Raw genomic sequence first — 24822 nt, 5'->3', positions numbered from 1 at the left:
TAATAAATAGATTTTAGTTCAATATGATGAATGAGCCGAAGAATCTAAAATTGTCTTAAAAATTAAAGTAGGGGACTTCTCTTGATTCTTCAGGCATCACCATAAAACTAATTATTTTTCAATACTCTTGGATTTAATAAATGGCATCATCTCACGTAGGTCTCTACCAACCGCTTCAATTTGATGTCCATGTTGTTCTTCACGTAGTTTATGGAATTCTTCAAAATTATTTTCGTTATCTTTGATGAAACGATCGCTGAAGTTTCCTTGTTGAATATCGTTAAGTACTGCTTTCATATTATCTTTAACATCTGGAGTGATTACGCGTGGTCCTGATACATAGTCTCCAAATTCAGCTGTATTTGAGATTGAATAGCGCATGTTTTCCATGCCACCTTCATACATTAAATCAACAATTAATTTCATTTCATGTAAAACTTCAAAGTAAGCAATTTCTGGTTGATAACCAGCTTCAACTAATGTTTCAAAACCAGATTGAATTAGTTTTGTTGTACCACCACAAAGTACTGCTTGTTCACCGAATAAATCTGTCTCGGTTTCTTCTTTAAATGATGTTTCTAAAACCCCAGCACGAGTTGCACCAATACCTTTTGCGTAACTTAGTGCTAAATCAGTTGCTTCACCACTTGCATCTTGTTCAACTGCAAATAGGGCGGGTACGGCGCTACCTTCTGTGAAAGTACGTCTAACTAAATGTCCAGGCCCTTTTGGTGCTACTAAAAATACATCTACTGTTTCAGGTGGTTGAATAACATTAAAGTGAATATTAAAGCCATGTGCGAAAACAAGTGCATTATTTGGCTCTAAATTAGGTTCAATTTCTTCATTATATACTTGTCCTTGAATTTCATCTGGTAATAATACCATGATGACATCAGCCTGTTTTGCTGCCTCATTTACAGGATATACTTCGAAACCATCATCTTTTGCTTTGTCAAATGAACGACCTGGTCTGATGCCAATAATCACGTCATAGCCGTTATCTTTTAGGTTTTGCGCATGTGCATGTCCTTGTGAACCATAGCCGATGATGGCTACTTTTTTACCTTGTAATGCATCTTTCGTTACTGATTGGTCATAATAAACTGTTGTCATAATAAAATCCTCCATGTTTTAAATATAGTTTGATGAATTGTGTTTTAAACTAAACCGGCTGAACCAGTTCTTGAAACTTGTTCAATGTTATATGATGATAGATCATCTAATAAATTATCCATTGTATATTGTGGACCTGAGGCTTGAAGATAGGTGTAAGGATCCTCATTTTTTAAAATAGAGACTAGCGCATCATAAGGTTTAATTACTTTTTGTAAATCTTGATGGTTACTTGGTGTTTCTAATTTCACAAGCACTAATTCTCTGTTGTAAGTGTTTGTATCAGTGATGTCTTCTACATCAATAATATTTATTTGTTTTTCCAATTGGCTAATTAAGTTTCTTAAAACATCTGAATCTGGGACTTCCGCTACAAATGTGATATTAGAAACGCCATCTTCTCTCGTTGGAGTAACTGATAACGTGACAATGTTAAATTGCCTGCGAACAAAGATACTCGTTAATCTATTTAAAGTACCAGCTTTATCTAAAACTTTTGTTCTAAATGTGCGTCTCATAATAATCCCTCCATCTCATAATTAGCTTTACCGCTAGGCACCATTGGATTAACAGGTTCGATAGGTGAGATACGAACATCAATGAGAGCAGGCCCTTTGTGTTCAAAAGCAGCGTCTAGTTGTTCTTCTAAATGTGTTGGATCATCGATAAGGAAACCTTTCACATTGTATGCTTCTCCCAATTTTAAGAAATCAGGTTGTCCATTAAATACGGAATGAGAGAAACGTTTGTTAAAGAATTTATCTTGCCATTGTTTAACCATACCTAACGTGCCGTTATTTATAATTACAACTTTTATGTCTAAATCGTATTCTTCTAGTATTGCTAACTCTTGATTGGTCATTTGGAAACCACCGTCGCCAACAAAAGCTACGACTGTTTTATCAGGTTCAGCTAATTTTGCCCCTATTGCTGCAGGTATGCCAAAGCCCATTGTTCCTAAGCCACCACTCGTAACTAATTGACCGTGATTTTTAAATGGATAATATTGGGCAACCCACATTTGATGTTGACCGACATCAGTTGTAACAACTGCGTCACCTTTAGTAATTTCTCCTATATATTCAATAGTACGCTGTGGTTTTGAAAATGTACCATCTGGATCTTCTTTGTATGCAAAAGGTTGCTCTGCTTTATTGTTAAAGCATGTTTCTAACCAGTCATCATGGTTGATTGAATAGCTGTCGAATTCAAGTAATGCTTCTAAAGTTGCTTTACAATCTGCAACAATACCTAAATCAACTTTGATTATTTTATTTATTTCTGATGGATCAATGTCGATATGAACAATTTTTGCATTAGGTGCAAATTCATCTGGTTTACTTGCAAGTCTGTCATCAAAACGACTGCCAAAGTTTATAAGCAAATCACAATCTGTTAATGCCATATTGCTTGCGTATGATCCGTGCATTCCCCCCATACCTAAAAATAGGGGATTTTCATATGGTATGGCACCTAACCCCAATAAAGTACTAACTACAGGCAATTGATGTCGTGTAACAAATTCAGTGAAAACTTCATTAGCCTTAGCGTGATTTACACCAGCTCCTGATAAAACCACAGGTTTTTTAGAAGATTTTAAATAATCACGTAATTTTTGAATTTCTGTTTTGTCTGGTTGATTAGGAACTGAATAACCAGGTAGGTTCAATTCGTTTGAAACTTCTGCGTTAGTAGATAAGATTCCCATATCTTTTGGGAAGTCAATAACGACTGGTCCTTTTCTTCCTGAGTTTGCTACGTGAAATGCCTCATGGATTATTTTAGGTATTTCATTTACATTTTTAATCTGATAATTATGTTTAGTTATCGGTGTAGTCATTGAAAGCAAGTCTGCTTCTTGGAAAGCATCTTTCCCTATACCCGCTGTTGCAACTTGACCTGTGATAACGACAAGCGGTAGTGAATCACTATAAGCATCAGCAATACCAGTGATTGCATTTGTTGCTCCAGGACCACTTGTAACGACAACGACACCAGTTTTTCCAGAAACACGCGCATAACCCTCAGCAGCGTGTGAAGCACCTTGTTCATGTCTCGCTAGTATGTGTTTAATTTTCCCATCATAAAATGTGTCATATAGTGGAAGTACAGCACCACCAGGGTAACCAAATATAAAATCTACATCTTCATTTACAAGTGAATCTACTAATAATTCTGAACCAGATTTCATTTCATCAATTGTTTCTTTTTCTAATTCAACTTCGGGCTCAATTGCTTCTGCTGTTTCAAAATAATCTAAATTTTCTGATTTTTCATATTCAAGTATTTCAGTTTGTTTAGACATCATACTCACTCCTTAAATGAGATCTTCAGGTACTTGCATAATACCACCAGTATTAGCACTCGTTACTAATGCTGTATAGCGTGCAAGATAACCTGTTTTCACTTTTGCTTTAAATGGTTTCAAGTTTTGCTTTCTAGATTCTAATACTTCGTCTGTAACTTCTACATTTAATGTTCTGTTTGTTAAATCAATTGTGATATCGTCATTGTTTTCAATTAAAGCGATAGGTCCACCCGCCGCAGCTTCTGGTGAAATATGACCAACAGCAATACCTCGTGTTGCTCCGGAAAATCTACCATCAGTGATTAATGCAACGTCTTTACCTAACCCTCTTCCTACAATAGATGATGTAGGGGCCAACATTTCCGGCATTCCTGGTCCACCTTTAGGGCCTTCATACCTAATTACAACCACATGACCTTCACGTACTACGTGATTGTCAATTGCTTCAACTGCTTCATCATGTGAATCAAAACAAATTGCTTTTCCTTTAAAGACTTTAATTGAAGGATCAACACCACCGACTTTGATGACCGCACCTTTAGGAGCTAAATTACCATAAAGGATTGAAAGGCCACCTTGTTTATCGTATGGATTATCAAGGTGTCTGATTACATCACTATTTAATATCTCTTTGTGTTCGTTATTTTCACGAAGTGTTTTACCTGTGGCTGTAATTCTGTCTGGATGAAGTGTACCTTCTTTTTTAAATAATTCGTTAATGATAGCTGGAACGCCACCAGCTTCATGTACATCATGCATAGAATAGGAAGAACTTGGTGCTATTTTTGACAAATAAGGCGTTTTTTTCGCAATTTCATTTATTCTTGATAAGTCATAATCAATGCCAGCTTCATTTGCAATCGCTAATGTGTGTAGTACTGTATTGGTAGATCCCCCCATAGCCATGTCTAAAGCAAATGCGTCATCAATTGCTTCTTTAGTAACAATATCTCTTGGTTTAATGTCATTTTTGATATTATCAACAAGTTTAAATGCTGCTTCTCTAATCATTTCTCTACGTTGGTCACTTACTGCTAGGGCTGTACCGTTATATGGGAGAGCTAAGCCTAAGACCTCCATTAAACAATTCATTGAATTTGCTGTAAACATACCAGAACATGAACCACAAGTAGGGCAAGCATTTTGTTCCATATCTAAAAACTCATCTTTTGAAATTGAACCATCTTTAAATGCTCCAACTGCTTCAAACATTGAAGAAAGTGTTAATGCTTTACCTTGTGATGATAAACCTGCTTTCATAGGTCCACCTGAACAGAAAATAGCTGGAACATTGGTTCTTACAGCTGCTAGTAACATGCCAGGTGTAATCTTGTCACAGTTCGGTATGTAAAAGACACCATCAAACCAGTGTGCATTGATAACTGTTTCTGCAGCATCGGCAATAATTTCTCTAGATGGCAGTGAATATCTCATTCCAATATGTCCCATTGCAATACCATCATCTACACCGATTGTGTCAAATTCAAAGGGGATGGCACCTGCTTCTCGAATTGCTTCTTTAGCAATGTCAGCTAATTCTCTTAGGTGAACGTGTCCTGGTACAATGTCGATATATGAATTACATATAGCTACGAAAGGCTTATTCATATCTGTTGGTTTTTCTAAAGCACCTGTTGCATGCAAAAGGCTTCTTGCTGGAGCTTGATGATCTCCTTTTTTGATCATATCGCTTCTCATATTAATTCCCCCATAAATTTGAAAATAAAAAAGCGTCCCAATAAATAATTGGGACGCTTTCAAGTCCCATTCAACTAGAAATAGGACTTAAACATTTAGTAGATTCTTTACTAAAGTTCCAGTCCTAATAGCATAATAAAATGACTAAAATATTTGAAGTTGTTGGTTGGTATTGCATTGTATATTTGGTCATCTTATTATGCTCCTTTCCGTTAGAATGGTTTATCTGTTAATGTGTTAAATTGAATTGTCTAAAAATTCGATAAATTAAATTTACTATATTGAACTTGTGCTGTCAATGATTTTTTGAATTTTCTATCAATTCAAATAATTTCAAAATGTTGGAACTTGTTTTAGTTTGAAGTAAAATAAGAAAAAATTTGTTAAACTATAGTAGTTAATTTAATGATAATAAAGTATTAAAGTAATAGATGATCATTTAGTGCTGATAAAAATCAATATGAAAGTAGTCACTTTTAATGTTAGTGAATTTAAAACATTTTTTATCCATCATTATTGATTTGGAAGTAAATAGAAATACTTGAGCGATGCACAAGCATATGCGACACTAATCCAATCGATTTGGAAGTGTCGTTAAAAAAGGAGAGACATATGATTAAAATAAATGATTTAGAAAGTATGGAACATTTTGCAAAATTGTTAGCGAAACATTTATCTGCAGGGGATATTATTTTATTAAATGGTGATTTAGGTGCTGGTAAGACAACATTAACGCAATTTATTGGTAAAGCTATGGGCGTAAAACGCAATATAAATTCTCCAACGTTTAACATCATTAAATCTTATCAAGGAAATGCATTTAAGTTACATCATATGGATTGCTATAGATTAGAAGATAGTGAAGAAGATTTGGGATTTGATGAATATTTTGAAGATCAAGCTGTCACATTGATTGAGTGGAGTGAATTTATCGAATCATTTTTACCAAATAATCACCTAACTATAAATATTAAAACCATAAATGAAACGACAAGAAATATAGAAATGAAAGCAGTAGGTCAACATTACAAAACGTTAAAGGAGGCCGTTGAACATGATTTATCTGTTGATTGATACATCTAATCAACCGTTGTCTGTTGCAGTTATGCAAAATAATGTAGTACTAGGTGAAATCAATACTAACGTGAAGCAAAATCATTCTACTCAGTTAATGCCGGCGATTCAACAGTTGTTTCATGAGAGTGGAATTGCAAAAGAAGAAATAAATGCGATTATTGTCGCGCAAGGACCTGGCTCTTATACTGGACTTAGAATTGGCGTAACGGTTGCTAAAACTTTGGCCTATGCATTGAATGCTGAACTATATGGTGTTTCTTCGCTAAAAGCGTTAGCTGCAACTGTTCAAGACGATGAACGACTTTTGGTGCCGATATTTGATGCACGTAGAGAAGCAGTATACACTGGAGTTTATCGATATAATGGAAATCAATTGCTCCAAGTAGAAGAAGATCAATATTTACCAATACAAGAACTTCTCAACTTATTACATAGAATGGGAAAACCATATGTATTTGTTGGCATAGACACTGAAAAAGTAAAAGATTTATTAGATAGTGATTGCATACCTAATATACCAAAAGCAAAATATATGAAGCATTTAGTTGAAACTACTGAAGATATACATCAATTTAAACCCAATTATATTAAATTGTCAGAGGCCGAAAGAAATTGGTTAAACCAACAGAAAAAGAACTAAATATACGCTTGATGACTATGAAGGATGTACCTCAAGTATTTGATATTGAAAGAAATAGTTTTAACGACAGTAGTTGGACAATCGATGCTTTTTATCATGAAATAGAACAGAATGAGTTTGCACATTATTTTATAATTGAGTTTAATAATGTGATTATTGGTTATATTGGCATTTGGATAGTGATAGATCAAGCGCAGATTACAACAGTTGCGATAGATGAATCATATAGAGGCTATGGATTAGGACAATTATTATTAAAATACGCGATAAATTATGTACAAACCAAATGTGAAATTATGAGTTTAGAGGTTCGTATAGATAATGTGGTGGCACAACATGTGTATACAAATTTGGGATTCCAATTCGGAGGCAAACGTAAGAACTATTATGGTGAAGGTGAGGATGCAATAGTGATGTGGGTGAATTTAAATGAGTAATCAAACATTGATTTTAGCAGTTGAGTCAAGTTGTGACGAAACAAGTGTAAGCATTATTAAGCAAGGCACAGAAATTTTAAGTAATATTGTATTGAGTCAAATTGAAAGTCATAAGCGATTTGGAGGTGTGGTACCTGAGGTCGCTAGCCGGCACCACGTTGAAGGTATTACAACGACAATTGATCAAGCATTATATGAAGCAAATGTATCCATGGAAGATATAGATGCAGTAGCGGTAACTCAGGGTCCTGGACTCATAGGTGCATTGTTAGTAGGCATTAATGCAGCTAAGGCGTTAGCTTTTGCTTACAATAAACCATTGATACCTGTACATCATATTGCAGGACATATTTATGCGAATCATTTAGAACAACCATTACAATTTCCTTTAATAGCATTAATCGTGTCAGGTGGGCATACTGAACTAGTATACATGAAAGATCATTTGAATTTTGAAGTCATAGGAGAAACTAGAGATGATGCTGTTGGCGAAGCCTATGATAAAGTAGCGAGAACGATTGGTTTAGGCTATCCAGGTGGGCCACAAGTTGATCGATTAGCTGCAAAAGGTCAAGATAGCTATAATTTCCCGAGAGTTTGGTTAGAGGCTAATAGTTACGATTTTAGTTTTAGTGGATTAAAAAGTGCAGTCATAAATAAATTGCATAATTTACGACAAAAAGGAGTTGAAATAAAACCTGAAGATGTAGCAACGAGTTTTCAAAATAGTGTTGTCGAAGTTTTAGTTGGCAAAGCAGTGTCAGCTTGTGAGGCATATGATGTGAAACAGTTAATTATTGCGGGTGGTGTCGCCAGTAATAAAGGTTTAAGAGCAGCGCTTGATAAATCCTGTAAGCAACATGAGATTAATTTGCGAATACCGAGCCCAAAACTTTGTACAGATAATGCTGCTATGATTGGTGCTGCAGCACATTATTTATATCAAGCTGGATTTGTTGGTGACATGTCGTTAAATGGATTTAATGATATGGATATAGAGCAATTTTCAATAAACAATTAAACTTGATAGGATGAACATTTAAAAATGTAATCACTTCATTTAGTGTAATATTAACTTAATATGATATTATCTCTATAAAAATGGATACAGCTTAGATTAATTATATATGAAATTAGGAAGTAGGAATATTAAATCAATGTTTGATGTTTCTACTTCTTTTTTAAAAGTTTAATGCTATGTATTTCGTTAAATAAAAAAATATGTACATTATAAATATTATTAAGTTCAAATGTTTAAATATTAAAAAAGGGGTATATATTTTAATGTGTAGTCATACTATATAGAATAATGTAAATTTAGAATTACATTATCAGGAGGCGGCTTATAAATGAAATCAGTTCAGTATTTTAATTTTGAAAATAGTTTAGCAGCATTAGACTTTTATGAAAAAAATTTAGGTGCCACAGATATTCAACGTATTGGTGGTGACCATGAAATGTTTAAAGATATGCCAGAAGAATTCCAAGTAGACAAAAACTTTACAATGAATGCTTCATTTAAAGTTTTAGGTGAAACATTTTATTGTAGTGACACATGGAAAAATAAAAAAATCGATAATAGTGTTGCAATTGTAACATTTACATTTGATTACAGTAATGAAGCGGATAAACAACTAGCCATCGATTTCTTTAACAATGCAATAGCAGCTGGTTGTGAAGAGGCAATGCCGTTAGGTAAAACGGAGTGGTCAGAATTATATGGCATGTTTAATGATCCTTTCGGTATAACTTGGATGATTAATGCTGAATAAAATAGTTAAAACAAATAAAGGAACAATGAAGCGAATATAAACTTCATTGTTCCTTTTCTGTATTTATTAGCGCATTTATAGTTAAATGATTCGGTCTAAGACTTAAAGGAATTGATTGGAGGATGTTTTAGCACGTGTATATACTTGATTAGGAAATTTTAAGATTCTTAATAATTCAATTGCATTTCTTGTATCTGCTTTGCCAGGTTTAATTTTAAAATCAAAAGCAATCTCATTTTCATAAATGGTTTCGTTAAAGTGAAAGTTTTTGTACTGATATTCTAATAATGTAGCTAATTCAATATCATGGGTCGCAGCTATGATTTCGTAATTTTGGCTATTGCCTAAATAATTTAACACGGATTCAGAAGCGGCAATTCGTTCTGTTGTATTAGTCCCTTTAAATATTTCATCAATGAAGCAATAAATTTTATCCTCTGTTTTTAAATCAAACAATCGTTTAATAGATTTGATTTCTGTCATAAAATAACTATCGCCAGACAAGATATCATCTTGGTTCACCATGGATGTAAAAATTAAGCCAGGTTTATATTTAAAGTACTTTGCAGTAACTGTATTTATCGTTTGAGCGAGTAAAAGATTTAAGGCGATTGCTTTCATAAATGTTGACTTGCCTGACGCGTTCGAACCAGTTAATAATATATGACTATTAATTACTAAATCATTAGAAATAGCATCGACAAGCAGTGGATGAGTAAGTGCTTCAAATTCTACTGAATCCTCATTATTTGCTTGAGGCAATGCATATTGTGTTAATGTTTCTCTCCACAATGCTATTGCATAGTGATTGTCTATACTTCCTATATATTCATAACACGCCATAACTTCAGCTTCATATTTTTTAAAGCTATGTTGTATTAGATGGAAGATATGGTAGTCCAACATAAATATTGCTTTTAATAAGAATGCAAATATCATAGAATCTTCTGCTGTATTAACTCTTCCCAATAGACCACTTAGCCTACGAGCAACTTTAAAATGACTAAAGTCAACATCAATGGTAGGGGCACCATCTATTTTGTGAATTGCATAAGCCTTTTTAATAACATTTGATGTATAAAATAATGAATTTAAGTCTTGATCAAATGTCCTTTTGAGTACGCCACTTAAAATCATATTAAATATAGCAACAAGTATAGTTAAAAGAATACCGATTTCAGGTTTTAAAAATGCAAACAGTAAAAAGACTAACGGTAAATATGTAGTCAACATATACAGATGATTGCTTTTTACTGTGGTTAGTTGATCAGGGAACGTTGGATAAATTGCTTTACCGATTTTAGCAAGGTGGGTCGATATCTTTAGTCGAAAAAGTTCGTCATTTTTAAATTTTTGAATTAACATCTGATTATGAATGGTAAACATTTTCCTTAAAGTTGCATATAAACGCATCTCACCAATAGCAGTAAAATTAAAGTTCATGCTGTCGAAAAGGGCTTTTAAATTCAAGTCTGCGTAAGTTTTATCATCTATCAGATTTGTTTCATCAAACTGGTGTTTATATGTATCGAATTGATAACTATACCTGTGATTTGGTCGTACAAAAGATTCTAAAGGCTTTCTTAAGGACCATAAAGGTTTGATATCATGTATTAACTTTTTATTGGCAATGATTGTTGTGATAATAAATAAAAGAGTTGTTCCAATTATTAAAGCGATTAGGAACCAAAGAATAGGATACATAAGTTTCACCTCATACTAAATTAATATGCTTTATTATGTCATGAAATAAATTGATATACAAATCGCTATTTAAGTTAAATATTTATAGATGTCAATAGAGAACGTGCGTACTTATCAACAATTAGTGTATAACTTGTTGATAAGTCGTGGGCAAATGTGTGGACATACATTGTTTTCTGAATATTCATCGACAAAAAAGTAACATTTTACTTGTGTATAACTAGGATAACTCTGTGGATAGCTTTGATGATAGGGTTAAAGTTGTGAATAGTTAATGTGTAAAAAAATAATAAAAAAGTACGAAAAATGAATTTTTCATTTTCGTACTTTTAGTTCAAATATGCTTTAAATTAACTTTTCTTGTAATTCTGCCCATTCTGACATAACTTGTTCTAATGCTTGTTCGCTATTTTCTTTCTCTTTAGCTAAACGCTTTGCTTCCTCTGGATCACTGTATATATCTGGCAGAGTTAGCATTTCATTGATTTCATTGATTTTAGTTTCAAAGTTATCTATTTTAGTTTCGCATTCATCAATTTGTCGTTCAATTTGGCGTTGTTCACGTTTTTGAAGTTTTTGATCAGTATAATGATCATTTTGTGATTCAATTGGTTTTGTTTGATGTGAAGTTTCATTTTCCTTTTTAGCTTGAATTGCTTCATTTTCTTCTTTTTTCTCAATAAAATATTGATAATTTCCTAAATACATTGTGCCACCATGAATGTCCAAATCATAAACTTTGTTTGCAAGTTGATTTATAAAATAACGATCGTGAGAAACAAATAAAATCGTACCTTCAAAATGATCCAATGCTTGCTCTAACATTTCTTTTGAATCTATATCTAGATGATTTGTAGGTTCATCTAAGATAAGTACATTGTTACGCTCAAGCATTAATAAAGCTAATTGCAATCTAGCTTTTTCACCACCAGAAAGGTCATTAATGATTTTTTTAACATCTTCTTGTACAAATAAAAATCGGCCGAGTACTGCGCGAATATCTTTTTCATTCATTGAAGGGTATTGGTCCCACAGATAATCTAGTATTGTTTTACTAGATTTGAATTCAGCTTGTTTTTGATCATAGTAACCGATTTTTAAATTTGCACCAGTAGTGATTTCTCCGTTCAATTTCGGTTGAATACCTGCAATTGTTTTGATTAAAGTCGATTTTCCGATACCGTTAGGCCCAATAATGGCGATATGGTCTCCTTTAGTCACTTCAATATTGATACCTTTGGTAACTGGCTGCTCATATCCAATATCTAAATCTTTGATATGGAAAACATCATTTCCTGTATTTCTATCAAAGTCAAATTGGATATTAGCACTTTTGGCATCAATCATTGGTTTATTGATTCTTTCCATTTTTTCAAGCATTTTTCTACGGCTTTTTGCCATACCAGTAGTTGAAGCCCTTGCTATATTTTTCTCAACAAAAGTTTCTAAGCGTTTAATCTCATCTTGTTGACGTTCATATTCTTGCATGCGTTTTTCATAATACTTATCTCTTTTTTCAATAAATTGTTTATAATTACCTATATAATGTTGCACATCGCCAAGGGCTACATCATAGATTTGATTGACTATTTTATCTAAAAAATATCTGTCATGGCTAATGATAACAATAGCACCTTTAAAATAGTTTAAATAACTTTCTAACCATTGTGTTGTTTCCATATCCAAATGGTTAGTAGGTTCATCAAGTAATAATAAATCAGGTTCACTTAATAACATTTGGGCTAATGAAAGCCTAGTTTTTTGACCACCACTAAAATCATTAATAGGGCGATTGAAATCCGCTTCAGTAAAATTCAGTCCATGGAGCACGGTTTTTATTTTACTTTCATATTGATATCCATCCTGTTGTTCGAATTCATTGGATAAATATTCATAACGATCGATATGACTTTTATATTCGTCTGTATCATATGCATTTGCATGTTGTGCTAACCAATCTGTTTCTTTTTTCATTTCAGCTTCTAGCTTTTTCATATTTTCAAAAGGTTTAGACATTTCTTCAATCACAGTTTGGTTTGTGTTGAGTGTCATTTGTTGTGTTAAATAACCAAGTTTTAAATTTTTACTTTTTGAAACATGTCCACTATCATAACCTTCGACGCCAGCGATAATTTTCATTAATGTAGATTTACCAGCACCGTTACGTCCTACGATACCAATACGTTCACCAGTTTTCACTTCAAAATCTACATTGTTAAAAATATCTTCTCCGTCGAATGATTTAGTAATGTCATTTAATTGTAATAATATCATACGATTTTGCACCTCTCTATTCATTATCATTCTACCGTATTCTGCGTGTTGTTAAAACTACCAGTGTTTATTTTTATAATGTATTAATGTATAATGTTGTAGTAATTATAAGATTAATTAGACATTTTAGTATAGGAGGACAAGATCTTGGCTAACCAAAGCGAAAAGATTCCTCGTGCCACGTTAAAACGGTTACCGTTATATTATAGATTCGTCAATACTTTGAAATCTAAAGGGATAGACAGAGTTAATTCTAAAACAATTAGTGAAGGTTTGAACATTGATTCTGCAACAATTCGTCGTGATTTTTCTTATTTTGGTGAATTAGGCAAAAAAGGGTATGGTTATAATATTGATAGCTTGTTACATTTTTTTAAAAATGAAATAAGTGAAAATGATGAAATTAAAATAGCCATCGTAGGTGTAGGGAACCTAGGTAAAGCATTACTAACATATAATTTTTCTATTCATGATGAAATGACTATTACAGAGGCGTTCGATATACGAGATGATGTGATAGGAACACAAATAGGCAATGTGGTTGTAAGTCCATTTTCGAAAATCACCGATGTCTTAAAGCAAGAGCAAATTGATGTCGTGATATTAACAACGCCTGAAAATGCAGCACAACAAGTTGCAGATACATTAGTTGGAGCTGGCATTAAAGGGATTTTAAATTTTACACCAACACGTGTTTATACGCCATCAGATGTTCAAGTTCATCATATTGATTTAGGGATTGAACTACAATCTTTACTTTTCTTTATGAAAAATTACAGTAATAAATAATAATTTTTAATATTAACTTTGTATAGATGCAAACATTTTTATGTTTAGTTGTCTATGCAAAGTTTTTTTACTAGCAAGTTTTCATAGCACATCTTTTCATAAGACTTAAAACAGAAAGGTTGAAATTTCAGTGTAAATCTAATATGATAATTCATATTGATTTCATCGGAAAAGAGGTAATGTTATGACGTGGTTAGTAATCAGTGGCTTAATCGTAGGCGGACTTTTGGGGTTTGTCATGCAACGTACACGGTTTTGTCTTGCTGGTGGATTTAGGGATATGTATATCCAAAAAAGTAATAAAATGTTTTATGCCTTATTAATAGCAATATCCGTTCAAAGTATCGGACTACTCGTTTTAACTTCAACAGGGTTAGTGCAAATACCAGAGTCCACATATCCAATCATAGGTACGGTTATTGGCTCATTTATTTTTGGTATTGGCATTATATTAGCAGGCGGTTGTGCAACTGGCACATGGTATAGAGCAGGAGAAGGATTAATTGGTAGTTGGATAGCACTTATTGCATATGCATTTACATCAGCTGCTACTAAATTTGGTTTATTATTACCTTTAATGGACGGAATCAATAAACCTACTAATGTAAATACAAGTATGGCTCAAACTACAGGTATTCCGACATGGATTTGGGTCACTTTATTAACAATGATAACGCTCATATTTGTTGTAAAAACACTACGCAAACCAAAACCCAAAATTGCCGTACCAAAGTTAAAACAAAAATTTACAGGAATTCGCTATTATTTATTTGAAAAAAAATACCATCCATTTGTTGCAGCTATTGCAGTTGGACTCATTGCATTATTGGCTTGGCCAGTGAGTGAATCTACTGGTAGAATGTACGGTTTAGGCATTACAACACCATCTGCAAACATTGTTCAATTCTTTGTAACTGGTGATGTCCAACTATTAGATTGGGGTGTCTTTCTTGTTTTAGGTATCTTTGCTGGTTCTTATATTGCAGCAAAAGGTGCTAGAGAATTTAAGTGGAGATTACCAGATAAAAAAACAATCCGCAATAGTGTTATTGGTGGCGTATGTATGGGATTTGGTGCATCAGTAGCAGGCGGTTGCTCTATCGGAAATGGTTTAGTTGAAACAGCTACAATGTCTTGGAAAGGTTGGATCGCGCTTGCATCAATGATATTAGGTGCTTGGTTTATGAGTTACTTCATATTTATCAAACCAATGAGAAAAGCTCAAAAATCTACAACGCAAAAAGTTTCTACACAAACACAGACGACGTAAATTTTATTTTTTAGGAGGATTTCATTATGGTATATGAATTAGGTACAGTAGGTATGGTTTGTCCTTTTCCTTTGATTGAAGCACAGAAGAAAATGACTACTTTAGAGAACGGGGACGAATTAAAAATTGATTTTGATTGTACCCAAGCAACTGAAGCAATTCCAAATTGGGCAGCTGAAGAAGGATACCCAGTTACTAATTATGAACAACTTGATGATGCTTCTTGGACAATCACTGTTCAGAAAGCTTAGTGATATAAAACTAAATTTGAATATCTGAATAAGATAAAACACAATGCTATATGAAGTGATTTCACTTCGTTAAAGGCTGACTACAGAAAAAAAGTCCGAGACATATTTTATGTTTCGGACTTTTTTTAGTTCTATAAAAATTTCTCATTTAGTTACACGCGTTGTAAGGTTAAACGAGGTTAGTCCGAGTTGAACTATTTATAAATCTTCTTAAAACTAACAAAGTATATTGATGATTTTTTGAAAGTGTTATTCATAAAGTTGTCAATTGTTAAAAGTGTTTATAAAGCAAGTTGACTTTGATTTTTAATAGTATTTAAAGGGATTACAATATGATAAAATAGAGGATGTTTACAGTGCCAAGTAGATTGATTGGAAGAGATAGTAAAAATGATTTACATATCAAAGCGAATTGTCTGTCAGATGATAGAATATCATTTCAATTACAGTCTATATGAATATTTATGATGTCAAAATAATGTGCGAAAAGTTAAATTAAGGCATTTAATAAAGCTATACTAATATTAAGTTAGAAACTATTTATAGGGATGAATGTTGATGAAACAGAACTTATGTTAAGCATTGTTGATCTGATGTGGTCTTAGTCATAGGAATCATATATTGATTAAACATCATACAAGGTGTAATGATATTGAAGAAGAGAAGCCATAGCGCTTTGAATCGATAAAAAGACAAATCTAATTAAATAGGAATGAAATAAAAACAAATGATGGATAAATGTTATGCTGAGTTGAGTTGAGATGGACAATATCCGGAAAGTAGTAGTTAATAATAGGAGGAAATAAAGTGAGTGAATGGACAAGAGATGAACGTTATCAGCGTTACGAAGATATTGATCAAGAAGTAATGGATGAATTAACTGAGCTTGTGAATCAATCTAAATATAGACAATTATTTCATATACAGCCGAAAACAGGACTCTTAAATGATCCTAACGGTCTAATTTATTATAAAGGAGAATACTACATCTCACACCAGTGGTTTCCTTTAGGAGCAGTCCATGGTTTGAAATATTGGTATACATATAAAAGTAAAGATTTAATAAATTTTGAAGATCAAGGGATTTCACTAAAACCAGATACAAAAGATGATAGTCATGGTGTTTATAGCGGCAGCGCATTTACATATCACAATAACTTGTATTATATGTATACAGGAAATCATAGAGATGAAAATTGGAATAGAAAGTCGACACAACATATAGCTAAAGTACTCGATAATGGCGAGGTTCAAAAATTTCCAAAAGCAGTAATAGCAGCACCGCCGTCAGGATATACACAACATTTTAGAGATCCTAAAGTGTTTGTTAAAGATGGAATTTACTATGCAGTCATTGCTGCACAAAATGAAGAAGGATATGGAAGAATACTTCAATACCAATCAACAGACATTGTGAACTGGACATTTCAAGGAGAAATAAAAACAAAGCTTGAGGCGTTTGGTTTTATGTGGGAATGCCCAGATTATTTTAATTTAGATGGCTTCGATTTACTGTTATTTTGTCCACAAGGTATTGAACCGGAGGGTGAAAAATTTAGGAATATTTACCAATCTGGTTATATTATGGGGCAATACGACATAGATCACCTTGTTATGGATCATGGTGATTTTCATGAATTAGATTATGGTTTTGATTTTTATGCGCCTCAAACTTTTACAGATGAATTTGGCGACAGAATACTCATTGGTTGGATGGGCTTACCAGAAGTGACCTATCCTACAGATTCAGATGGTTGGGCGCATTGTTTAACAATTCCGCGTATTTTGACAATTGAACAAGGCAATTTAAAACAACGTCCTATTAAAGCACTTCAACAATTAAGAACGAATAAAGAAACAGCATTAGGTTACGCTAATAAATTTACGCGATTCTTAAAACCATATGAAGGTAAACAATTTGAATTGATTATTGATATCTTGGAAAACGAAGCTACTGAAATATATTTTGAAATAAGAGCCTCAAAATCACAATCTTTACGTATCGCTTATAATACAAAAAACAAAAAAATTATATTAGATCGTAGTGAAAGTGGCGCATTACCAGAACCAGTAGAAGGTAAAACACGTAGCACTTATTTGGATACACCTTTATCACAATTACAAATGTTCGTTGATACATCTAGCATTGAATTATTTTGTAATGATGGTGAGCGTGTAATGACTTCAAGAATTTTTACAGATGATGATGCGATAGGATTTAAAGCTTCTACTGAATCTGGGCAAGCCTTTCTCAATTTCACAAAATATGATATAAAGGGTGGACAATAAATGAAACGTTTACTTGCAATCGGCGAAGCACTTATCGATTTTATTCCTAATCAAAAAGACTCAAAATTAAAAGACGTAGAAGGGTTTACAAGACAAGTAGGCGGCGCACCTTGTAACGTTGCTTGTACAACCACAAAATTAGGTGGTCAAGCAGCTATGATCACTCAGTTAGGAAACGATGCTTTTGGTGATTTAATTGTAGAAACAATAAGTAGTATTGGTGTGTCTACAAACTATATCCGACGAACAGATGAAGCGAACACAGCTTTAGCATTTGTAAGTTTAACCAAAGAAGGAGAACGAGATTTTTCATTTTATCGTAAACCATCAGCAGATATGTTATATCAACCTAGCAATATAGATGCAATAACTGTAACAGAAAATGATATGTTACATTTTTGTTCTGTTGATCTCGTAGATAGTCCAATGAAACAAGCGCATAAATCGTTAATAAATAAAGTGAAATCAGCAAATGGTACGATTATATTTGATCCTAACGTACGGTTGCCATTATGGCCAAGTGAAGCGGAATGTAAAAATGCAATTCGTGAATTCTTGCCATCAGCACATATACTTAAAATTTCAGACGAAGAATTGTCATTCGTCACTGGAAAAAAAGATGAAAAAGAAGCAATCGCTTGGTTATTCCAAGGTAGTGTAGAAGCTGTTATATACACTAAGGGTAAAGAAGGTGCTGAAATTCATTTCAAAGATGGTACCGTGCTTAGTCATGGTGGTTATAAAGTGAAAGCAATAGATACGACTGGTGCCGGTGATGCTTTTGTAGGTGCATTAATTAATAGATTAGCAGCATCTGATATTATCAATCCGATAGAAGCATTAAAACGAGAAGGTGGAACTATGCTTCAATTTAGTAACATCGTTGCTGCAAAAGTTACTACAAAATATGGCGCTATTGAGAGTATACCTACTTTAGATGAAGTTCAAGTGTTACTTGATTATTAAAAAGAAAGGGAAGGACTGCAATAATTCTCTCAAGTTAAGGTGATTAAGGTTGAATGGGTGTTGAAGGTTGATTTAAGCTAAACGCATATATGAGTTTCACACAATAAATTGAAAAGTGATGTTAAAAGGCTGAGACATTTTGTAGTCTCAGCCTTTTAGTTTATGTATTAAATTTTTTTAACATTACGTACAGAAGCATAGCAGTGTTCATTATTTTTGAAATAAACAATACGTGACTTAGAATCAATGGATTCAATATTGTGTCTATTGACAACAAAACTATTATGACATCTGAAAAAACGCTCGTCTAAATTATCAATTTCTTTTAAATTACCATAAAATTCAATTTGCCTATTGTCCAAATGAGCAATCAAACGATGCGAATTCGAAGATGATTCAAAGAACATGACATCATCGTATTGTACATAAATAGAATTGCTGCCGCGTTTAAGTTCGATTGTTTCAACCGTGCTTTCTTTTGAAAGTAATTTCAATCGAGTTTCTGAAGTTTCGAGGCAATCAATCACTCTGGATTTTAATTCGTCAGGATCATCTTTGAAGATGAAATCCATAGCAGCAACTTTATATACAAAGGTTAAATAAGTGAGCTCACTATGACTTGTGACAAATATGATATTGCTCACAGGATCATATTTTCTAATCTCACTTGCTAATTTAATACCGTTAATATCGGCCTCTAATTGTATATCAAGAAAATAACAACCAATATCTTTAAGTTCCTTTGCACGTTCCAATACCTCATAAGGATCTGACGTAGCTACTTCAATTTCCATTGGTTTTTCTTCTATCATGATGTAATTATTGATAATAGAAACTATATTTTCACGTTGTCTTACATCATCTTCACAAATGAATATTTTCATATTTACACATCCTTATGAATTAGAATTTAGTATTTCTACTTTTTGAATAAAGTAGTTATTGTCTATAGTTGTATCTAATAAAACATTGGAAGTTGCATCGGTTATTTCTTTTAAGTTAGATAATCCTAAACCACGATTTTTTCCTTTTGTTGAGTAATTTTCTTGGAACAAGGTATGTACTCTAGGCATATCAGGCTTACATTTGTTCATGATGATAAACATAACTGAATCGTCTTCATTTTTGATAAAAGCAATGCGAATTAGAGGATCATCCTCTATTTTTTCTGAAGCTTCTATAGCATTATCTAATAAAATACCAATAATTCTACTCAAATTGATAATAGGCATATCAATTTTTTCAATTGGCTCTGGAACTTCAATACTTAATCTAATATTTTTTTCTTGAGCTTGTAATATTTTTGTTGTGATTAAACCTTTAATTTCACGGACTTTTAAATTTTCAATACCATTAATTTTAAGTGTTTTCATTTGCATATTATCTTGCATAGGTATGATTTCTTCATTGAAATACTTACGTAAACCTTCCATATCATTTTCTCGAATATAATCAGATAATGTTGAAAGGATATTAACATAATCATGCCGAAACTTACGCATCTCATTATTAATCTTTTCAATTTGTAACGTATATTTATAATAATTTTCTATTTCTTTAATATTACGTTTATATTGGATTTGTCGTATAATGCTAAAGGAAATAGTAATGATTAAAATTGCCGTAGTAATGATAACCACAGCATACATGATTGAAATAAATTTAGCATCACCAAATGAAACATTTTGATTTGGTAAGTAAAAATATATCAACCCTAAGATAATAAGTAGAAATAAACTAACTAATATTAAATATAATTTATTCAAAGATAAATCTGAAAAAGAGAGTCGTTTTATAAAAAACCTAGCTATGTATGCGTAAATTAATGAAAACATAGTGAAAGTAATTGCATAAAATATTGAAAAATTATATTTGATAACTATTACATCTACAATCAAACTACTTAACCACAAACTTGTAAAGTTGGCCATATATAAAATAAAAAAACAAATCATTGTAGTAACAATACCAAGAAATTTGTTTTTATAATACATAAATATTAATGTAGCAACGAATAAAAATAGTACTGCTTGTGAATCAATTATAAAAAATAAAATAGCAGAAAGGATTATAATTCCAATAATAGAAATATAATCCTTCTTTATAAAATGAATACCACTTATAAGGCTCAAAGTATAGAACAAAATAATTGCTTGTAATAATGATAAAATCAATAAAAATAAAACCGCCATGTTATACACACTTTCTAAGTAACTATTATTTTATTTGTATAAATCTGTTAATTCTTTAGGAATTTCAGGTTCATCAACAAATCCAGTACAAGGTTTTACACTTGAGATTGTACCAATGAAAGTAAAGAACTTAGCAAAAATAGTTAAAATTGATTCGAAAATATTCATAATTAATAATCCTCCTTAGGGAAAAATATTGGAATTTGTAAAATTGCAATGATGGTAATACCAAGCAACATTAGTTGTTGGTATGGTTCATCTAAAAATACAGAAATAATTAATAATAATAATGTTACGGCGATAGCTTTAATTTTTTTTCCTTTTCTAAGTCGTTGTGGAATAGGTTGCTTTTTAGTTGCAGATGGTGAGAAAATTATGATTAAAACTAAACCTATTAAAGACAAGGTATACATTATTTCAGACGGTACTTTCATATACCCGACTATCCAAGGAAGTAAAACAAAGTAAAAAAGACTTTCTAAATAACATAATAGAGAACTTCTAGCATGTGCACCATGTGCAAAATGTCTGATTAAAAAAAATGATAAGTGTACAGTTAGTGTGTATAAAAATAGGTTGCAAAGGATTGAAATGCCATAAATTACAATTGCTTTAAAAAAGTTACTTACTACAACTTGCATGCCTAAACGCATTTTCAAATACTCTATATTATCTAGATTGTTTCGTATTTGAAGTTGTTTAGCAAGTCTATCTATTTTATTGTCAATTAATTTTACCATTGGCTATTCTCTCCTCACCCGTATTATACAATTTTAATTATATTTTAGGCGTCTCATTGCTTAAGTGTATGTTTTGTATTCCTAACTGTTTGTATTTCTTATCTTTTTAATTTTAACATATAATTCTTAACAAATAAGTATGAAATATAACGAGTTAGGAATTATTAAACGCAATTTCAAAAATTCATGGTTTAATAAACTTGTATCACAAAGAAGTGATAAAAATTATTTAGACTTAGCCGTTTAAATGATGTTGTTAGTTAGGCTTTTGAGCAGGAGCCTAATTGACTTTACTAAATTGTGACTGTATCTTCGTATAGTTATTGGAGTTACAAGTTTAGTTGTCGGTTTCATTTCTTTGAATACGGATAAGAGGAGGCTGATGTTGTGACAAGAACCTTTTCAGTAATAGCTAGTGGTTTCGTGAAATAGTACTAAATTAGTACACAACTCGCTTAATACGTTAAGCAAATCCCTTAAATTTGTATTTGTAGACCTTTCCCAGTCTCAAATCAAATCTATTTTAACATTGTCTATAACAGAGACAATTTAAAATTTAAACATGTAAGCTATCGGAAACATCATTCAATTTATCATTTTAATCGGTAAATTCACTAATTTTTTTCATAATTAATAACATCCCCAAAAATAGATAGAGAAATAACTGTATAAAACATTCCCTTAATAATAAGTTACAAAAAACCGTGAGTCCCTCCCAAGCTCACGGTTTTTTTATGTTTTATTTATAAAGATGAGGTCTCAAATTTTTAAATACGGGTATTGCTTCACGTTGTTTAGAAACCTCATCTAAATTTAACGAACAATTTAATCTTCCTTCTTTATCATTGAGTTGATCTATAATTTCACCATTTGGATTAATAATTATTGAGTTACCAGCATACTCAGTTTTACCATCGTCACCACAGGTATTACAACCGACAACAAACATATCATTTTCTATCGCACGTGCTTTTAATAAAGCTATCCAATGGTCTAATCTAACACTTGGCCACTGTGCTACATAAAATGCGATTTCTGCTCCTTTACGTGCTGGATAACGTAGTATCTCAGGGAAACGCAAGTCATAACAAATAATTTGAGCAATTTTTACACCGTTAGAAAGTGAAAATGGTTCAGGAACAGCATTGCCTGGGCTCATAAAGAGTGGTTCATCTAACATTGGTACAAGATGTACCTTATCGTAACTATTGATTAAATAGCCTTGCTTAGATACTGCAAAGGCAGTGTTATATACACTTTCTTTCATGATATTAGATACAGAGCCTGCTACAATATCTACTTGATACTGAATAGCTAATTTTGAAATGAACTCAAAACTTCGTGATAATTGTTGATCTGCTAGTTTGTTCAATTGGGGTAAGGCATATCCGTTGTTCCACATTTCTGGCAATACAACAACATCTGTGTCAGTCGTCACATAATTAGAGAACCAATTTTTAATGGTTGCTTCATTAAAAGAAACATTTGCTGGTTCAATTTTAAGTTGAAAGATTTCTATATTCATCAATTTCACCCCTTAAATTAGTATTAGACTAAATATACTAAATATATTTAGAAAATTCAAAATATGATAAATTGTATTATATCTAGATATGAAAAAAGAGGCGAAGACACAGAAGTCTAAGCCTCATATTTTGGCAATCATACTAACATTGATAGAAAAGGAATGCATTTTGTCCACGTTTTTGAAGGTGGATGTATAATAACATGTCATTCCATATATTTAATCTTTTATTTTTTTATAAGGAATCGTTTGCTTATATCATTAAATTCTTTTTCATTAGCTGCTTCACGAATATTACCGAAAGGCATTTGTGCCATCAGTTTCCAAGTTTTTGGAATATCAAAAGCTTCAGAAACAGCTACATCTACAAGTGGGTTATAATGCTGTAATGAAGCCCCAATACCTTCAGTGCTTAGTGCTGTCCAAATAGCGAATTGATGCATTGCGTTTGTCTGATTAGACCAAATTGCAAAGTTTTCTGCGTAATTAGGCATTTGATTTTGTAAGCCTTCGATGACTTCTTCGTCTTCAAAATATAAAATTGTTCCATATGAATGTTTAAAATTATCAATTTTATCAGCAGTCGGTTGGAAATCGCGATCAGGTCCCATTGTATTTTTCAGTGCTTCTTTTGTAATTTCCCAAAATTTATCATGGTTATCATTTAATAATAAAACAATACGTGTAGATTGAGAGTTAAATGAAGATGGTACATGTTTAACTGCATGTTCAATTATATTTTCAACTTCTTTATCAGAAATTGAAATTTCTTTATCTAAACTATAAATTGTACGTCTTGTTTCGATTGCATTTTGAAATGCATCTAAATCTTTTGATTTTTTAGAGAAAATTCCCATTATAGTAGCTCCTTTATTAATTCAAAATATATATCTAGTATAATAATTATACCTGAGTTTGTAAATAGGGTTTTTACAAAAAATTTCAGATTTATTACTTTTTCCTTTCAATAACCATCTATTTAATGAAAAAAAGTGAGCTTTCTAATATAATTATAATGAATATAAGGATTACTAATATGGAGGTGAGAAAATGAAAGGGTATAAAATGAATAAAGTATTAATCTCTAGCTTCGCTTTTGCAATAAGTGCCGCTTTAATATCTAAACCAATTCAAGCTGTTGAAGATCAAAATAATAACACATCGACTGGCACAAAGAATAAATTTGCTGAAACTGATGAAATGGGACGTTCATATTTTGCACCTTCAATTTCCAACCTTTATAATGTAGACGATAAAGAAAATTTTGTCTCTAACGTTGAAAATAATAATATAATAAAAAATGAATTGACAGATGATAATTTAAAATCAGATGAAAACTATGATTCATTGAATGATAATGCTTCTAACAATGATGGAAGTGATACACACATTCAACCCGACAATCCAAGTGAAGGAGACATATCTGATACAAATGAAGAGGGTGGTACAGAAGAGACGCCAAAACCTGACCAACCTGATAAAGATGAAGATACATCTTCAAAACCAGACAAACCAAGCGAAGGAGACACTTCTGATACAAATGGAGACGGTGATACAGGAGAAACATCAAAACCAGACAAACCCAATAAAGATGAAGAATCACCTTCAAAACCAGATGAACCAAGCGAAGGGGACACGTCTGATACAAATGAAGACGGTGATACAGGAGAAACATCAAAACCTGACCAACCTGATAAAGATGAAGATACATCTTCAAAACCAGATGAACCAAGTGAAGGAGACACGTCTGATACAAATGAAGGTGGAGGTTCAT

22 protein-coding genes and 1 pseudogene are annotated in these 24822 nt (G+C 32.2%); 11 read left to right on the top strand and 12 right to left on the bottom strand.

Annotation, left to right across the window (positions count from 1 at the left end):
• Nucleotides 1–111: 111 nt before the first annotated feature.
• From ilvC to ilvD, 4 genes are read right to left on the bottom strand one after another with little or no spacing between them, the layout of a single operon-like run.
• Entirely contained in the window at nucleotides 112–1116 is a 1005-nt protein-coding gene (ilvC, locus tag KA883_RS13375; protein ID WP_046206535.1) for a ketol-acid reductoisomerase, read from the bottom strand.
• 44 nt (nucleotides 1117–1160) lie between these two features.
• Entirely contained in the window at nucleotides 1161–1634 is a 474-nt protein-coding gene (gene ilvN / locus KA883_RS13370) for an acetolactate synthase small subunit (protein WP_046206534.1), read from the bottom strand.
• Nucleotides 1631–3421 (bottom strand): biosynthetic-type acetolactate synthase large subunit, encoded by a 1791-nt coding sequence (gene ilvB / locus KA883_RS13365; protein WP_070039243.1) that lies wholly within the window; start codon nucleotides 3419–3421, stop codon nucleotides 1631–1633. Before ilvB ends, ilvN begins: the two co-directional genes overlap by 4 nt.
• Before the next feature lie 12 nt (nucleotides 3422–3433).
• On the bottom strand, nucleotides 3434–5122 hold the full coding sequence (gene ilvD / locus KA883_RS13360) for a dihydroxy-acid dehydratase (RefSeq protein WP_064210000.1): 1689 nt from the start codon (nucleotides 5120–5122) through the stop codon (nucleotides 3434–3436).
• A 612-nt stretch (nucleotides 5123–5734) separates the two neighbouring features.
• On the opposite strand from ilvD, the gene tsaE reads away from it, so the two are divergent.
• The 5 genes from tsaE to KA883_RS13335 all read left to right on the top strand — a co-directional run bounded on the left by tsaE (nucleotide 5735) and on the right by KA883_RS13335 (nucleotide 9048).
• On the top strand, nucleotides 5735–6196 hold the full coding sequence (gene tsaE, locus KA883_RS13355) for a tRNA (adenosine(37)-N6)-threonylcarbamoyltransferase complex ATPase subunit type 1 TsaE (protein ID WP_046206531.1): 462 nt from the start codon (nucleotides 5735–5737) through the stop codon (nucleotides 6194–6196).
• Complete coding sequence (gene tsaB, locus KA883_RS13350) at nucleotides 6177–6839, top strand: tRNA (adenosine(37)-N6)-threonylcarbamoyltransferase complex dimerization subunit type 1 TsaB (RefSeq protein ID WP_046206530.1); 663 nt, start codon at nucleotides 6177–6179, stop codon at nucleotides 6837–6839. The genes tsaE and tsaB overlap by 20 nt, the downstream gene beginning before the upstream one ends.
• 11 nt (nucleotides 6840–6850) lie before the next feature.
• The gene (gene rimI, locus KA883_RS13345) at nucleotides 6851–7276 is read left to right on the top strand and encodes a ribosomal protein S18-alanine N-acetyltransferase (RefSeq protein ID WP_438873269.1); all 426 of its coding nucleotides are present in this window, start codon (nucleotides 6851–6853) and stop codon (nucleotides 7274–7276) included.
• The gene (tsaD, locus tag KA883_RS13340) at nucleotides 7269–8297 is read left to right on the top strand and encodes a tRNA (adenosine(37)-N6)-threonylcarbamoyltransferase complex transferase subunit TsaD (protein ID WP_046206528.1); all 1029 of its coding nucleotides are present in this window, start codon (nucleotides 7269–7271) and stop codon (nucleotides 8295–8297) included. The genes rimI and tsaD overlap by 8 nt, the downstream gene beginning before the upstream one ends.
• Before the next feature lie 328 nt (nucleotides 8298–8625).
• Nucleotides 8626–9048 carry a VOC family protein gene (locus KA883_RS13335; protein ID WP_210140018.1) on the top strand — a complete coding sequence of 141 codons (423 nt, stop codon included), beginning with the start codon at nucleotides 8626–8628 and terminating at the stop codon, nucleotides 9046–9048.
• A 102-nt stretch (nucleotides 9049–9150) separates the two neighbouring features.
• On the opposite strand, the gene KA883_RS13330 is transcribed toward KA883_RS13335, so the two are convergent.
• Both KA883_RS13330 and abc-f read right to left on the bottom strand, forming a co-directional pair.
• The gene (locus KA883_RS13330) at nucleotides 9151–10752 is read right to left on the bottom strand and encodes a MutS-related protein (protein WP_046206527.1); all 1602 of its coding nucleotides are present in this window, start codon (nucleotides 10750–10752) and stop codon (nucleotides 9151–9153) included.
• Between the two features lie 345 nt (nucleotides 10753–11097).
• On the bottom strand, nucleotides 11098–13026 hold the full coding sequence (gene abc-f / locus KA883_RS13325) for a ribosomal protection-like ABC-F family protein (protein WP_046206526.1): 1929 nt from the start codon (nucleotides 13024–13026) through the stop codon (nucleotides 11098–11100).
• A gap of 147 nt (nucleotides 13027–13173) precedes the next feature.
• Between abc-f and KA883_RS13320 the strand changes: the two genes are divergently transcribed.
• From KA883_RS13320 to KA883_RS13300, 5 genes are all read left to right on the top strand, one after another.
• The gene (locus tag KA883_RS13320) at nucleotides 13174–13815 is read left to right on the top strand and encodes a redox-sensing transcriptional repressor Rex (RefSeq protein WP_046206525.1); all 642 of its coding nucleotides are present in this window, start codon (nucleotides 13174–13176) and stop codon (nucleotides 13813–13815) included.
• Nucleotides 13816–13999: 184 nt separating this feature from the next.
• Nucleotides 14000–15085, top strand: a complete 1086-nt coding sequence (locus tag KA883_RS13315) for a YeeE/YedE family protein (RefSeq protein WP_070658276.1) — start codon at nucleotides 14000–14002, stop codon at nucleotides 15083–15085.
• Nucleotides 15086–15111: 26 nt separating this feature from the next.
• Nucleotides 15112–15336 (top strand): sulfurtransferase TusA family protein, encoded by a 225-nt coding sequence (locus tag KA883_RS13310; RefSeq protein WP_019469551.1) that lies wholly within the window; start codon nucleotides 15112–15114, stop codon nucleotides 15334–15336.
• Between the two features lie 807 nt (nucleotides 15337–16143).
• Nucleotides 16144–17625 carry a sucrose-6-phosphate hydrolase gene (locus KA883_RS13305; protein ID WP_046208008.1) on the top strand — a complete coding sequence of 494 codons (1482 nt, stop codon included), beginning with the start codon at nucleotides 16144–16146 and terminating at the stop codon, nucleotides 17623–17625.
• Nucleotides 17626–18591 carry a carbohydrate kinase family protein gene (locus KA883_RS13300; protein ID WP_046208007.1) on the top strand — a complete coding sequence of 322 codons (966 nt, stop codon included), beginning with the start codon at nucleotides 17626–17628 and terminating at the stop codon, nucleotides 18589–18591.
• 167 nt (nucleotides 18592–18758) lie between these two features.
• Here the strand turns inward: KA883_RS13300 and agrA are convergent, their stop codons facing one another.
• From agrA to KA883_RS13270, 6 genes are all read right to left on the bottom strand, one after another.
• The gene (gene agrA / locus KA883_RS13295) at nucleotides 18759–19475 is read right to left on the bottom strand and encodes a quorum-sensing response regulator AgrA (protein ID WP_046208006.1); all 717 of its coding nucleotides are present in this window, start codon (nucleotides 19473–19475) and stop codon (nucleotides 18759–18761) included.
• A 12-nt stretch (nucleotides 19476–19487) separates the two neighbouring features.
• Nucleotides 19488–20783 (bottom strand): quorum-sensing sensor histidine kinase AgrC, encoded by a 1296-nt coding sequence (agrC, locus tag KA883_RS13290; RefSeq protein ID WP_046208005.1) that lies wholly within the window; start codon nucleotides 20781–20783, stop codon nucleotides 19488–19490.
• Between the two features lie 30 nt (nucleotides 20784–20813).
• Nucleotides 20814–20951, bottom strand: a complete 138-nt coding sequence (gene agrD / locus KA883_RS13285) for a cyclic lactone autoinducer peptide AgrD (protein WP_046208004.1) — start codon at nucleotides 20949–20951, stop codon at nucleotides 20814–20816.
• Nucleotides 20952–20953: 2 nt separating this feature from the next.
• A complete protein-coding gene (locus tag KA883_RS13280; protein WP_046208003.1) occupies nucleotides 20954–21523 on the bottom strand; it encodes an accessory gene regulator AgrB in 570 nt (189 codons plus the stop codon).
• A gap of 739 nt (nucleotides 21524–22262) precedes the next feature.
• Nucleotides 22263–23048, bottom strand: a complete 786-nt coding sequence (locus KA883_RS13275) for a carbon-nitrogen family hydrolase (RefSeq protein WP_064209760.1) — start codon at nucleotides 23046–23048, stop codon at nucleotides 22263–22265.
• 227 nt (nucleotides 23049–23275) lie between these two features.
• The gene (locus KA883_RS13270) at nucleotides 23276–23905 is read right to left on the bottom strand and encodes a nitroreductase family protein (RefSeq protein WP_046208001.1); all 630 of its coding nucleotides are present in this window, start codon (nucleotides 23903–23905) and stop codon (nucleotides 23276–23278) included.
• Between the two features lie 193 nt (nucleotides 23906–24098).
• Here KA883_RS13270 and KA883_RS13265 point away from each other — a divergent pair.
• A pseudogene (locus KA883_RS13265) lies at nucleotides 24099–24822 on the top strand (hypothetical protein); the annotation flags it as partial.

It is taken from the genome of Staphylococcus sp. GDY8P54P, assembly GCF_017892645.1.
In the GTDB taxonomy this organism is placed as follows: Bacteria; Bacillota; Bacilli; order Staphylococcales; family Staphylococcaceae; genus Staphylococcus; species Staphylococcus ureilyticus.
The sequence above is the reverse complement of the archived record's forward strand: the minus strand, read 5'-3'. Positions and strand labels throughout refer to the sequence as shown.